The organism is Massilia luteola (assembly GCF_034420155.1).
In the GTDB taxonomy this organism is placed as follows: domain Bacteria; phylum Pseudomonadota; class Gammaproteobacteria; order Burkholderiales; family Burkholderiaceae_D; genus Telluria; species Telluria luteola.
Genome location: NZ_JAXOFN010000059.1, coordinates 1 through 13,330, shown reverse-complemented (window position 1 = coordinate 13,330; position 13,330 = coordinate 1). Strand labels below are relative to the sequence as shown.

Here is a 13,330-nt window from a genome sequence, read left to right as displayed (position 1 = left end):
GATCGTATGCGGTATTAGCGTAACTTTCGCTACGTTATCCCCCACTCTTGGGTACGTTCCGATATATTACTCACCCGTTCGCCACTCGCCGCCAGGTTGCCCCGCGCTGCCGTTCGACTTGCATGTGTAAAGCATGCCGCCAGCGTTCAATCTGAGCCAGGATCAAACTCTTCAGTTTAATCTCTGTTTTTGTCGATTTCTCGACAGATCGCTCACTCAAAATACTGACCGCTACTCATTGCTGAGCAACGTATTTCTTTTGCGTGAACATTTGATAATTTAAGCATTCAGCAGCCCCTTAGTTATTCACTAGTGACTGCTGGCACCTCATCAAACGCCCACACTTATCGACTGTTGATTGTTAAAGAACTTGGTATTCGGTACTGCCTTGCCGCATCTGCGAATCGTTTTGTTCGTCAGCAGCAGAGAAGTGAGATTATGCCGTGCTTCGCTTAACTCGTCAACCCCTCGTCTGTTTTGTCGCGCCGTCGTTTCCGACTCATTTCATTGCGCTGCAAAACAGGATGCGCACTATAACAACGGACGGTCCCGCGCGCAAGAGGCGTTGCGCGATCGCCACTTTTCCCCATCGGTCATTTCAGTTGACGTTTAGGCAATAATCGTCGAGTATTACCCATACCGAGCTAGAAATCATATCAATCCCCCAAGGACACCGGTGACTCTCGACGCCAACCAGATCCTGGCTCTCGCACCCGATCCCGCTTCGGCCAGGGCCGGCAGCCAGCTGGCGGCGCCACGGAACTGGTCGAATCTCGGCGGGAGCGATGCCGCGCTGTGGGGCGAATGCCAGGGCAGCGGCAAGACACCGTATCGCACCCAGATCGACCTCGGCGGCCCCGCCTTCAAATGCACTTGCCTCAGCCGCAAATTCCCCTGCAAGCACGGCCTCGGCCTGTATCTGTTGCGCACGGCCGAACCCGCGCTGTTCGGACAGATCGAACAACCGGCCTGGGTACGCGACTGGCTGACTGGCCGTCAGGTACGCCAGGAAAAGAAGGGGGCAACGATGACCGAATCGGCCTCGGAAGCCGCGACGGCCGCCGCCGCCCAGGCGCGCAGGCGCGAAGAAAAGCGCGAAGACAAGGTCGGCGCCGGCCTGCTGGAACTGCAGACCTGGCTGCACGACCTGGCGCGCGAGGGTCTCGCGTCCGTGCGCTCGCGCGGCCAGGGCTTCTGGGATGCGATCGCCGCGCGCATGGCCGACGCCCAGGCGGCGCCGCTCGCGCGCCGCTTGCGCCGCGCCGGCAGCATGTTGTACCAGTCGGGCCTGCGCAATGCCGAGTGCCTCGTCGCGCACGAACTGGCGTCGCTCTATCTGCTGGCCCAGGCGTGGCAGCGCATCGACCAGCTGGCGCCCGCGCTGCAGGCCGACGTGCGCGCGCTGCTCGGCTGGACGATGGGCCAGGACGACGTGCTGCGCCAACACCCCGTCACGGACCGCTGGCGCGTGCTGGCCCAGTGCACGTTCGACGACGAGCGCCTGCGCGTACGGACGACGTGGCTCCACGGCGCCGGCCACGCGCGCTGGGCCCTGCATCTCCAGTACGCGGTCGGCACCCAAGGCTTCGAACAGCAACTCGCGCCCGGCACGGAATTCGACGGCGACCTGTGCTTCTATCCGAGCGCCTACCCGCTGCGCGCCCAGATCCGCAGGCAGGACGAGGCCCGCCCTCTCGCCAACGGCGTCGAACCCTGCGACCTTGACGGCCTGCTGGGCACCTATGCGGAGGCCCTCGCCGCCCAGCCGTTCCTCGAACGCCATCCCGTGCTGCTGGGCGGCCTCGTGCCGGACCACGCGGACCACGGCGTCGTCCGCGATACGCAGGGCCGCCGGATCGCCCTGCATCCCGCGTTTCGCCATCCGCTGCCCCTGCTGGCGTTGAGCGGCGGCCATCCGCTCACGGTATGCGGCGAATGGGATGGCCGCATGCTGCTGCCGCTGAGCGTCTGGCACGAGGGACGCCTGTACAACATCGACAGCGACTTCATGACATGACGAGGCACCGATGAACGACGATGCCCGCCAGCTGCAGCAGCTCCTGAAAATCGGGACGGCCAGAGCCGGCCGCTCGTTCGCAGCCCTGGCCGCGCCGCTCGATGCGCTGCTGCCCCGCGATACCGCCGCGGTGCCCGAAGCGGCATTATGGCTGTCGCTCGGCGCGCTCGACCTGTGGGAGCGCAGCGGGTTCGTGACGCCCGGCGAGCCCGCGCCGACGCCGGCGCCGGCCGCCGCGCCCGACACGCAGCGTTCCTGCCCGCTCCGTGCGCAGGCCGTCCTGGCCGGGCTCCTGCGCGACCTGCATCCGGCCGGCCTGGAGGCCGAGTGGCTGCACCTGCTGCGCCGTCATGGCGGCCGCCTGCCCGCACACGTCCTGCCCAAGCTGCTCGATGCCGCCACGCGCCAACCGACGCTGCGTGCCGCGCTGCTGCCCGTGCTGGGCGAACGGGGACGCTGGCTCGCGCGCCTGCAACCGGCATGGTCGTGGGCCGCCGCCGGCGCAGAAATGGACGCATCGCTGTGGGACACCGGCACGCCGGAGCAGCGCATCGCCGCATTGCGCGACTGGCGCGCACGCGATCCGGCCGCGGCGCGCGCCGCCCTCGCCGCGGCGTGGAACAGCGAGCCGCCGGAACAGCGCGCGGCCCTGCTGGCGGCGCTGGCCACTGGCCTGGGCCCGGACGACGACGCCTTCCTCGACGCCGCGCTCGACGACCGCCGCAAGGAAGTGCGCGCCACGGCCCAGCGCCTGCTCGCGCGCCTGCCCGGATCGCGCCTCGCGCAGCGCATGCTCGACCGCCTGCTGCCGCTGCTGCGGTTCGAGCGCCCGTTGCTGCGCGCCGCCCGCATCGAACTGACCCTGCCGGCAGCGCTCGACACGGCCATGCGGCGCGACGGCATCGGCGTCACGCCCCATCACGGCCTGGGCGAAAAAGCCGGGTGGGTCGTGGACATGCTGGCCGCCGTCGATCCGCAATTCTGGACGCGGCATGTCGACCGGGCGCCGCGCGCCTGCCTCGCCCTCGCCGCGCACAGCGAATTCGCCGCCGTGTTCGTGCGCGGCTGGGCGCTGGCCGTGCAGCGCCATGCGCAAGACGATCCCTCGCCCGGCACGCTGGCCTGGCTGCGCGACCTGACCGCATGGTGGCTGGGTGCCGAGCCGGCCCTGCGCGACGCCGTGCCCGACAGCCTGTTCGACCTCGCCGCCGTCCGCTTTTCCGAGGACGCGGACGGCACGTCCAGCGCCCTGTTCGACGCGCTGCCCGACCAGTGGATCGCCGACGGCGCGCGCGTGCGGCTGCTGGCGCGCCTCGCCGCCGGTTCGGCGGACACGTGGCCCGCGCCGTTGAGCCGGCGCGCGCTGCGGCGCTTGCAGTCGGCGCTGCCCGCGCTCGTCGACGCAGGCCACCCGTGGCTCGTGCGCCAGTTGTTGTCCAGCCTCGCGCTCGTGCTCGACCCGGCCACGGCCGCCGCGTGCGAACCGGCCCGGCACACGGACGCCCAGTGGCAAGGCGCCATCGACGAATTCCTCGATCTCGTGCGCCTGCGCCACGAGATGACTCTTTCATTCCAGGAGATAGCATGACCGAGACCTCTTCCGTCCTCCGCCAGCACGCCGAGCAACAGTACGCCGACGAGCTGGACGCGCTGATCGCGTTCGACACGCGCCAGCGCCCGCCCCGCTGGAAGATGTCGCCGTGGGCCGTCTCCACATACCTGCTGGGCGGCCAACTGGACAACGGCGTGACGATCAGCGCGAAATACATCGGCAGTCCGCGCGTGATCGAGATCGCCATCGCCACGCTCGCCACCGACCGCGCCCTGCTGCTGCTGGGCGTGCCGGGCACGGCGAAATCCTGGGTGTCCGAACATCTGGCAGCGGCGATCAGCGGCGACTCCACGCTCGTCGTGCAGGGCACGGCCGGCACAAGCGAGGAGGCCGTGCGCTTCGGCTGGAATTACGCGCAGCTGCTGGCCAAGGGGCCGTCGCAGGAAGCCATCGTCCCGAGTCCCGTGATGCGGGCGATGCGCACGGGACGCATCGCCCGCATCGAAGAACTCACGCGGATGCCGGGCGAGGTGCAGGACAGCCTGATCTCGATCCTGTCCGAGAAGGTGCTGCCGATCGCGGAACTGGACGACGAGGTGCTCGCCGAGAAGGGTTTCAATATCATCGCCACGGCGAACGACCGCGACCGCGGCGTCAACGAACTGTCGAGCGCCCTGAAGCGCCGCTTCAACACCGTCGTGCTGCCGCCGCCGCGCACGGCCGACGAAGAAGTGCGCATCGTCGAATCGCGCGTGGCCAGCATCGGCCGCGCGCTCGAACTGCCGGCCGAGACGCCGGCGCTGGAAGAGATCCGGCGCATCGTCACCGTGTTCCGCGAACTGCGCGACGGCGTGACGAGCGACGGCAAGACCAAGCTCAAGGTCCCCAGCGCCAGCATGAGCACGGCCGAGGCGATCTCCGTCGTCACGCACGGCCTGTCGCTGGCCGCGCACTTCGGCGACGGCGTGCTGCGCGGCGCCGACCTCGCGGCCGGCATGGTCGGCGCCATCGTCAAGGACCCGCTGCAGGACCGCGTGGCGATGCTCGAATACCTCGAGACCGTCGTCAAGGAACGCGACGGCTGGAAGGATTTGTACCGCGCCTGCCGCGACGTGATGGCGTGACCGCGCGATGAGCGTCCACCTGTTCGGCATCCGCCACCACGGTCCCGGTTGCGCGCGCAGCCTGGCGGCGGCGTTGCGCGCGCTGGCGCCGGACTGCATCCTCGTCGAGGGCCCGCCGGAAGCGGACGCGCTGGCGCGCTTTGCCGGCCGTGCGGACATGGTGCCGCCGGTGGCCCTGCTGCTGTACGCGCCGGCCGAGCCGCAGCGTGCCGTGTTCTATCCGTTCGCCGAGTTTTCGCCAGAATGGCAGGCGCTGTGCTACGCCGCCGAGCACGATGTGGCATTGCGCTTCTGCGACCTGCCGCAGGCCCAGCGCTTCGCCTTGCGCGCGGACTGCGAACGGACGGACGACGCCAAGGACGACCAGAATGCGGACCTGAACGCGCACCTGCACGCGGACCCGCTGCGCTGGCTCGCCCGCGCGGCCGGCTACGGCGACACGGAGACGTGGTGGGACCACCTTGTCGAACAGCGCGGCGACAGCCTCGGCCTGTTCGCCGCCATCGCCGAGATGATGACGGCGCTGCGCAACGAAGCCGGACCGCCCGCCGACGACATGGAGGCGAAGCGCGAAGCGTGGATGCGCTTGACGATCCGCCAGGCCGTCAAGGAAGGCCGCGAGCGCATCGCCGTCGTGTGCGGCGCGTGGCACGTGCCGGCGCTGGCGCTGATGCCCAGCGCGAAAAGCGACGCCGAAATCATCAAAGGGCTGGCGAAGGAAAAGGTCGCGGCCACGTGGGTGCCGTGGACGCACGGCCGCCTCACGCTCGCCAGCGGCTATGGCGCGGGCGTGACGGCGCCCGGCTGGTACCGCCACCTGTGGCGCCACCGCGACCGCGCCGGCCTGCACTGGCTGACGGAGGTCGCGACGCTGCTGCGCCGGCACGATCTCGACGCGTCGTCCGCCCATGTGATCGAGGCCGCGCGCCTGGCCGACGCGCTGGCCGCGCTGCGCGAGCGTCCGCGCGCGGGGCTGGACGAATTGATGGAAGCCGTGCGCGCCGTATTCTGCTACGACAGCGACGCGCCGCTGCGCCTGATCCGGCGCGCACTGCTCGTCGACGAGGCACTGGGGACCGTTCCCGACTACGTTCCCGCCGTGCCGCTCGCGCAGGACGTCGCCGCCCAGCAGAAGCACCTGCGCATGCCGGTGCGGGCAGACATGACGGAACTCGACCTCGACCTGCGCCAGGGCGCGCACCTGGAAAAGAGCGTGCTGCTGCATCGTCTTGCGCTGCTGGGCATCCCGTGGGGCCGGCAGCAGACCGTGCGCGGCCGGACCGGCACCTTCCACGAGCAGTGGCAGCTCGCGTGGGAGCCGGAATTCGCCGTCGACCTGATCACCGCCAGCCGCTGGGGCGGCACGCTGGAAGCCGCGGCGACGGCGCTGGCCGCCGACCGCGCGGCGCAGGCGCAGCTGCTGCCCGAACTCACGCGCCTGATGGAGGCGATTTTACTCGCCGACCTGCGCGCGGCCGTCGCTCCGCTGATGGCGCGCATCCAGGAAGTGGGCACGCTGACGCCCGACCTCGGCCTGCTGCTGGCGGCGCTGCCGGCGCTCGTCAACGTGCTGCGCTACGGCAGCGCGCGCGCGGTCGATACGCAAGCACTGTCCAGCGTCGTCGACGGCCTCGTGGCGCGCGCGTGCATCGCGCTGCCGTACGGCCTGCGCGGCGTCGCGGACGATGCGGCGGCCGGCCTGCTCGGCCAGATCATCGCCGCCGACCAGGCCGTGCGCCTGTTGCAGAACGAGACGCATGCGGCGGCGTGGTTCGACGCGCTGGAAACGGGGGCGACGAGCGATCTGTCGCATCCGCTGCTGGCGGGACGCGCGAGCCGCATCCTCACCGAACAAGGCCGCTGGGACGGCGAGCGTGCCGCGCGCCGGCTGGCCCTGCGCTGCTCGCCGGCGATACCGCCACTCATCACCGCGCACTGGCTGGAAGGATTTTTGCAGGGCAGCGGCGCGCTGCTCGCGCACTGCGATGCGCTGTGGAGCATCGTGAACGGCTGGCTGCGCGCGCAACCGGACCACGTTTTTACGGAGCTGCTGCCGCTGCTGCGCCGCACGGTCGCCACGTTCAGCTCTCCCGAGCGGCGCGCACTGGGCGAGCGCGCGGCGCAGGCGGGTGGCACCCCGCCGGCCTGCGCGACCGCGGCGGCCGTCGATCAGGTGCGCGCGCGGCGCGTGCTGCCCATCCTGCACACCCTGTTCGCCACCTTGCCGGCGAAGGAGCATGTCGATGTCGAATGAAGACCGCAACACGGAAGCGGCGCGGCGCTGGCGCCTCGTGCTGGGCCAGGATGCCGGCGAGTCGCTCGCGTTGGGCGCCGGCGATGCCGCCGTCGACGCCGCGCTGGACGCGCTGTACGGCGCCGGCCCGGACACGCGCGGCGGCAGCCTGGGCGGATCGGCGCCGCGCGTGGCGCGCTGGCTGGGCGACATCCGCCAGTACTTCCCGTCCAGCGTCGTGCAGGTGATGCAGAAGGACGCGTTCGACCGCCTCGGCCTGCAGCAGATGCTGTGCGAGCCGGAGATGCTGGCGGCCGTCGAGCCGGACGTGCACCTCGTCGCCACGTTATTGAGCCTGAACCGCGTCCTGCCGAACAAGACGCGCGCGACCGCCCGCGCCGTCGTCGCGAAAGTCGTCGAGGACCTGGAACAGAAGCTTGCCGCGCCGATGCGCCAGGCCGTCGCCGGCAGCCTGAATCGCGCCGCGCGCAACCGGCGCCCGCGCCACCAGGACATCGACTGGCTGCGCACGATCCGCGCCAACCTGCGGCATTACCAGCCGGCCTACCAGACCATCATCCCGCAGACGCGCATCGGATTCGGCCGGCGCGGACGCTCGCTGCGCGACATCGTGCTGTGCGTGGACCAGAGCGGGTCGATGGCGCCGTCCGTGGTGTATGCGAGCGTGTTCGCGGCGGTCCTCGCCAGCATCAAGGCGGTAACGACGTCGGTGGTCGTGTTCGACACGGCCGTCGTCGACCTGACGCCGCTGCTGCACGATCCGGTCGAGGTCCTGTTCGGCACGCAGCTGGGCGGCGGGACCGATATCAACCGCGCGCTCGCCTATTGCCAGGGCTTGATCACGCGGCCGCAGGACACGATCGTCGTCCTGATCAGCGACCTGTACGAGGGCGGCAACAACGCCGAGATGCTGAGGCGCGCGGCGAGCCTCGCCGGCAGCGGCGCGCAGGTGATCGCCCTGCTCGCGCTGGACGACGGCGGCGCGCCTTCGTACGACCGCAACAATGCGGCGAAGCTGGCCGCGATGGGCATCCCCTGCTTCGCCTGCACGCCCGACCTGTTCCCCGACCTGATGGCGGCGGCGATCCAGAAGCACAGCCTCGAACAATGGGCGTCGCAGGCCGGCATCGTGCACGCGTGACGGCGCGCCGTTTTCAATCGTGCGGGCGGTTGAACACAGCCGTATTTGGCGCTACTGTCATCCCATGGACGATCAAGCTTCTCAACAAGAAAAGAATCATCGAACAATGCGCGACATCATCGAAGAAGCGCGCTGCATTCTGCCTGGCCTGCAGGCGGTGTTCGGTTTCCAGACAATCGCCGTGTTCAACGAACGGTTCAACGACCTCGCGCCGTATGCACAGGCGTGTCACATGGTCGGCCTCGCGCTGATGGTCATCGCGATGGCCCTGCTGATGACGCCGGCCGTGTATTACCGCGCCCAGCACGGCTATGCGACCTCGCTCATGGTGAAGGTGTCGCGCGGGGCCATCCGGGGTGCGCTGATGCCGCTGGCACTTGGCCTGTCGCTCGACATGTTGACGGTCGTGTCGCTTGCAACCGACATGCTCTCGCTCAGCATCGCTGCCGCGGTTGCTTCCCTTCTCCTGTTTGTGGGACTCTGGTATCTGATTCCGCGCCGCGATCCGATCCAGGTCGGCGAGCCGCAATCCTGACGCGGACATTGCCACGGCCGCGTTGTGTGAAGCGCCGAACAGATGAGAGCGCTTGCAGCCGGATAATACCCTTGTGTTCACGGCATCGTGGACAAGGATTTTACGAACTGGGCGACACTGGCCTACCTTCAAGTTCCGATATCGGGGGGAGCACAGACGGTGGCGAGTGTTTGCCCAGCCGTTCATGCAGCGGCGACGCGTCGACCGCGGGCTTGTTTGCCCGTGCGTCCGCGGCGTCCGCTGCGGCGGCTGGAAGTGGCGGTGACTGTCGTGGGTGTCGGTGATCCGCCGACGCAACCCCGGCCGATTGCCGGTGTCGAAGCGTGCAGGCAGTCAAACGCAAAGGAGGCAAGCATGAGCCTGATCCTGACCTCGGCCGACTTCACGCCCGGCGGCCCCATCCCGGCCATTCACACCTGCGACGGCGCGAACACGTCGCCCGCGCTGTCGTGGTCCGGTGCCCCGCCCGACACCCGCAGCCTCGTCCTCATCGTGGACGACCCCGACGCGCCGGATCCCGCCGCGCCCAAAATGACCTGGGTGCACTGGGTTCTCTACAATCTCCCGCCGCAATCCACCCACCTGCCCGCCGGGGTACGCGACGCCGAGCTGCCGCAGGGTACGCGGACCGGCCAGAACGACTTCAAGCACACGCGCTACGGCGGTCCTTGTCCGCCGGTGGGAAGGCATCGCTACGTCCACAAGCTGTACGCGCTCGACACCGTGCTCCCCGACCTGGGCCATCCGACCAAGGCCCAGGTGGAAAAAGCGATGCAGGGTCACGTGAAGGCCCAGGCGGAACTCATCGGCACGTATCAACGGGGACACTGATCCGCGCGGATGAAATCGACGAAGGCGCGCAGCGGCGCCGGAACGAGCCTGCGTCCCGGATAGTAGAGATACGGACCGGAAAAGCGCGGCCACCACGGTTCCAGCACGGGTTCGAGCTCGCCCCGCTCGATATACGGGCGCAGCCAGTCCTCGAACAGATAGACGATGCCCGTGCCGGCGACGGCCGCCGCGATCTTCAGGTCGAGGGCGCCGCCGACCTGGACCAGCAATGGTCCAGCCGGATCGATCGTCACTTCCTCGCCGTCGCGCTCGAACGTCCAGCGGATGACCGCGCCGCTGGCGAATCGCGCGCGCATGCAGGCGTGGTCGAGCAAATCGCGCGGATGCTGCGGGCGGCCGCACCGGTCGAGATAGGCCGGCGCCGCCGCCACAGCCATGCGCTGGACCGGCGGGCCGATCGGCACGGCGATCATGTCCTGCTCGAGCTTTTCCTCGTAGCGGATGCCCGCGTCGCAACCTGCCGCGAGCACGTCGACGAAGTTCTCGTCGGCGATCACTTCCAGGCGGATCTCGGGATACGCCGCCAGGAAGCGCGGCACGATGGACGGCAGCACGAGCCGGGCGGCACTCATCGGCACATTGAGCTTGAGGGTGCCGGTGGGCGTGTCGCGAAAGCCATTGACGACATCCAGCGCGCTCTCGACTTCGCTCAGCACGGGGCCGAGACGCGCGAGCAGGCTGCGGCCCGCTTCCGTCGGCACGACGCTGCGCGTGGTGCGGTTGAGCAGGCGCACGCCGAGCTTCGTTTCGAGCCGGCGCACCGCATCGCTCAGTCCTGATGCGCTGCTGCTCCTGGCCCGGGCGGCATCGCGGAAACCGCCCGCGCGCGCGACGGCGACGAAGGCGGAGAGGTCGCCGAGATCGACTTTCATGTGTTTTCCATTGTCCGTTTTGACGTACAGCCCATGCAGACTATACCGGATTGTCTTGCGATCGAGCCGGACTTATCTTGGATGAACTGTTCACTGTTCATCAAAGGAGAGTCACATGTCCAGTATCGATCATGCCGGCACGTATCGGCTCGGCGATCGCACCGTCCGGCGCCTCGGCTATGGCGCCATGCAGCTGGCCGGACCCGGCGTCTTCGGACCGCCCCGGGATCCCGATGCCGCCCGCGCGGTGCTGCGCGAGGCCGTGGCGCTCGGCGTCAATCACATCGACACGTCCGATTTCTATGGACCTCATGTCACCAACCAGTTGATCCGGGAAGCGCTGCATCCGTATGCCGACGACCTCGTCATCGTCACCAAGGTCGGCGCGCGGCGCGACAGCCAGGGCGCTTGGCTGCCGGCCGTCACGGCGCAAGAATTGCGGCAGGCCGTGCACGACAACCTGCGCCATCTCGGCCTGGACGTGCTCAAGGTGGTGAATTTCCGCAGCATGCTGGGCGTGCACGGCCCGGCGGAAGGCTCACTCGAAGCGCAGGTGACGGCATTGGCGGAATTGAGGGAACAAGGACTGATCCGGCATATCGGCCTGAGCAACGTGACGATGCGGCAGGTCGAGGACGCGCAACGCATCGTGCCGATCGCGTGCGTGCAAAACATGTACAACCTCGTCCACCGCGGCGACGACGCCCTGATCGATGCGCTCACGCGCGACGGCATTCCTTATGTGCCGTTCTTTCCGCTGGGTGGTTTCTCGCCCCTGCAGTCGGATGCCCTGTCGGCCGTCGCGGCCAAGCTGGATGCAACGCCGATGCAGGTGGCGATCGCGTGGCTGCTGCGGCGGGCGCCGAACATTCTGCTGATTCCGGGTACGTCCTCGACCGCCCATTTGCGTGAAAACGTGGCGGCGGCGGAACTCGTGTTGACGGAGGACGTGCTGGTGCAACTCGAAGGCGTTGCCGATACGGCGGACTAAAAAGCAAAAAGCCCGCTCAGTATCAACTGAGCGGGCTATTGCATATAACTAGCCTGACGATAACCTACTTTCACACTGGTTGCAGCACTATCATCGGCGCAAAGTCGTTTCACGGTCCTGTTCGGGATGGGAAGGGGTGGTACCGACTTGCTATGGTCATCAGGCATAACTTGTACGAGTGCCGCAGCTTATGCTTGCGTCACTCTGAATCTGGAAGAAGTAGTTTTAATCTGTTGTCTCAACAAACAGCTGAACCCTTGCACTGGCAATGACTGCCAAGGTTATAGGGACAAGCCGTACGGGCAATTAGTATCGGTTAGCTTAATGCATTACTGCACTTCCACACCCGACCTATCAACGTCCTGGTCTCGAACGACCCTTCAAGGAGCTCAAGGCTCCGGGAAATCTCATCTCAAGGCGAGTTTCCCGCTTAGATGCTTTCAGCGGTTATCTCTTCCGAACTTAGCTACCCGGCAATGCCACTGGCGTGACAACCGGTACACCAGAGGTTCGTCCACTCCGGTCCTCTCGTACTAGGAGCAGCCCCCTTCAAATTTCCAACGCCCACGGCAGATAGGGACCAAACTGTCTCACGACGTTTTAAACCCAGCTCACGTACCACTTTAAATGGCGAACAGCCATACCCTTGGGACCGGCTACAGCCCCAGGATGTGATGAGCCGACATCGAGGTGCCAAACTCCCCCGTCGATATGAACTCTTGGGAGGAATCAGCCTGTTATCCCCAGAGTACCTTTTATCCGTTGAGCGATGGCCCTTCCATACAGAACCACCGGATCACTATGTCCTACTTTCGTACCTGCTCGACTTGTCGGTCTCGCAGTTAAGCACGCTTATGCCATTGCACTATTAGCACGATGTCCGACCGTACCTAGCGTACCTTCGAACTCCTCCGTTACACTTTAGGAGGAGACCGCCCCAGTCAAACTGCCTACCATGCACTGTCCCCGACCCGGATTACGGGCCAAGGTTAGAACCTCAAACGAACCAGGGTGGTATTTCAAGGTTGGCTCCACGAGAACTGGCGTCCCCGCTTCAAAGCCTCCCACCTATCCTACACAGATTGGTTCAAAGTCCAATGCAAAGCTACAGTAAAGGTTCATGGGGTCTTTCCGTCTAGCCGCGGGTAGATTGCATCATCACAAACATTTCAACTTCGCTGAGTCTCGGGAGGAGACAGTGTGGCCATCGTTACGCCATTCGTGCAGGTCGGAACTTACCCGACAAGGAATTTCGCTACCTTAGGACCGTTATAGTTACGGCCGCCGTTTACTGGGACTTCAATCAAGAGCTTGCACCCCATCATTTAATCTTCCAGCACCGGGCAGGCGTCACACCCTATACGTCCACTTTCGTGTTTGCAGAGTGCTGTGTTTTTATTAAACAGTCGCAGCCACCAGTTTATTGCAACCCTTTCACCCTCATGGAGTAAACCATTCAAGCTACCGGGGCGTACCTTATCCCGAAGTTACGGTACCAATTTGCCGAGTTCCTTCTCCCGAGTTCTCTCAAGCGCCTTAGAATACTCATCTCGCCCACCTGTGTCGGTTTGCGGTACGGTCTCGTATGACTGAAGCTTAGAGGCTTTTCTTGGAACCACTTCCGATTGCTTCGTGTCGCAAGGACACCCGTCTCGACCCCTTGAATTACGCGCCCGGATTTGCCTAAGCGCCTTCTATGAGTCAAAAACCAACTATTCCAACAGTTGGACAACCTTCCGCGATCCGTCCCCCCATCGCATCATACGACGGTGCAGGAATATTAACCTGCTTCCCATCAGCTACGCATCTCTGCCTCGCCTTAGGGGCCGACTCACCCTGCTCCGATGAACGTTGAACAGGAAACCTTGGGCTTTCGGCGAGAGGGCTTTTCACCCTCTTTATCGCTACTCATGTCAGCATTCGCACTTCCGATACCTCCAGCATCCTTTACAAGACACCTTCTCAGGCTTACGGAACGCTCTCCTACCATAT

Annotated in this window: 9 protein-coding genes and 3 rRNA genes; 8 read left to right on the top strand and 4 right to left on the bottom strand. The window is 66.2% G+C overall.

Translation table 11 applies throughout. The annotated features are described in order from the left end of the window. Positions 1-178 (bottom strand): 16S ribosomal RNA (locus U9J41_RS28900); the annotation flags it as partial. Between the two features lie 498 nt (positions 179-676). Between U9J41_RS28900 and U9J41_RS28895 the strand changes: the two genes are divergently transcribed. The 7 genes from U9J41_RS28895 to U9J41_RS28865 all read left to right on the top strand — a co-directional run bounded on the left by U9J41_RS28895 (position 677) and on the right by U9J41_RS28865 (position 9,454). Then, the gene (locus tag U9J41_RS28895) at positions 677-2,017 is read left to right on the top strand and encodes an SWIM zinc finger family protein (protein ID WP_322405643.1); all 1,341 of its coding nucleotides are present in this window, start codon (positions 677-679) and stop codon (positions 2,015-2,017) included. 10 nt (positions 2,018-2,027) lie between these two features. Further along, positions 2,028-3,605, top strand: coding sequence for a DUF5691 domain-containing protein (locus U9J41_RS28890; RefSeq protein WP_322405641.1), 1,578 nt, complete (start codon positions 2,028-2,030; stop codon positions 3,603-3,605). After that, positions 3,602-4,693, top strand: coding sequence for an ATP-binding protein (locus tag U9J41_RS28885; RefSeq protein ID WP_322405639.1), 1,092 nt, complete (start codon positions 3,602-3,604; stop codon positions 4,691-4,693). The genes U9J41_RS28890 and U9J41_RS28885 overlap by 4 nt, the downstream gene beginning before the upstream one ends. 7 nt (positions 4,694-4,700) lie before the next feature. Beyond that, on the top strand, positions 4,701-6,947 hold the full coding sequence (locus U9J41_RS28880) for a DUF5682 family protein (protein ID WP_322405637.1): 2,247 nt from the start codon (positions 4,701-4,703) through the stop codon (positions 6,945-6,947). Continuing rightward, entirely contained in the window at positions 6,937-8,088 is a 1,152-nt protein-coding gene (locus U9J41_RS28875; RefSeq protein ID WP_322405635.1) for a VWA domain-containing protein, read from the top strand. Before U9J41_RS28880 ends, U9J41_RS28875 begins: the two co-directional genes overlap by 11 nt. Positions 8,089-8,152: 64 nt before the next feature. Next, positions 8,153-8,623, top strand: a complete 471-nt coding sequence (locus U9J41_RS28870) for a DUF6328 family protein (protein ID WP_322405633.1) — start codon at positions 8,153-8,155, stop codon at positions 8,621-8,623. A 354-nt stretch (positions 8,624-8,977) separates the two neighbouring features. Further along, entirely contained in the window at positions 8,978-9,454 is a 477-nt protein-coding gene (locus U9J41_RS28865) for a YbhB/YbcL family Raf kinase inhibitor-like protein (RefSeq protein ID WP_322405631.1), read from the top strand. Here U9J41_RS28865 and U9J41_RS28860 read toward each other — a convergent pair. Continuing rightward, entirely contained in the window at positions 9,439-10,347 is a 909-nt protein-coding gene (locus U9J41_RS28860) for a LysR family transcriptional regulator (RefSeq protein WP_322405630.1), read from the bottom strand. The genes U9J41_RS28865 and U9J41_RS28860 overlap by 16 nt on opposite strands. Before the next feature lie 115 nt (positions 10,348-10,462). Between U9J41_RS28860 and U9J41_RS28855 the strand changes: the two genes are divergently transcribed. Beyond that, positions 10,463-11,338 (top strand): aldo/keto reductase family oxidoreductase, encoded by an 876-nt coding sequence (locus U9J41_RS28855; RefSeq protein ID WP_322405628.1) that lies wholly within the window; start codon positions 10,463-10,465, stop codon positions 11,336-11,338. A gap of 51 nt (positions 11,339-11,389) precedes the next feature. Here the strand turns inward: U9J41_RS28855 and rrf are convergent. Further along, positions 11,390-11,502, bottom strand: a 5S ribosomal RNA gene (rrf, locus tag U9J41_RS28850). A 121-nt stretch (positions 11,503-11,623) separates the two neighbouring features. Next, positions 11,624-13,330: ribosomal RNA gene (locus U9J41_RS28845) — 23S ribosomal RNA — on the bottom strand; the annotation flags it as partial.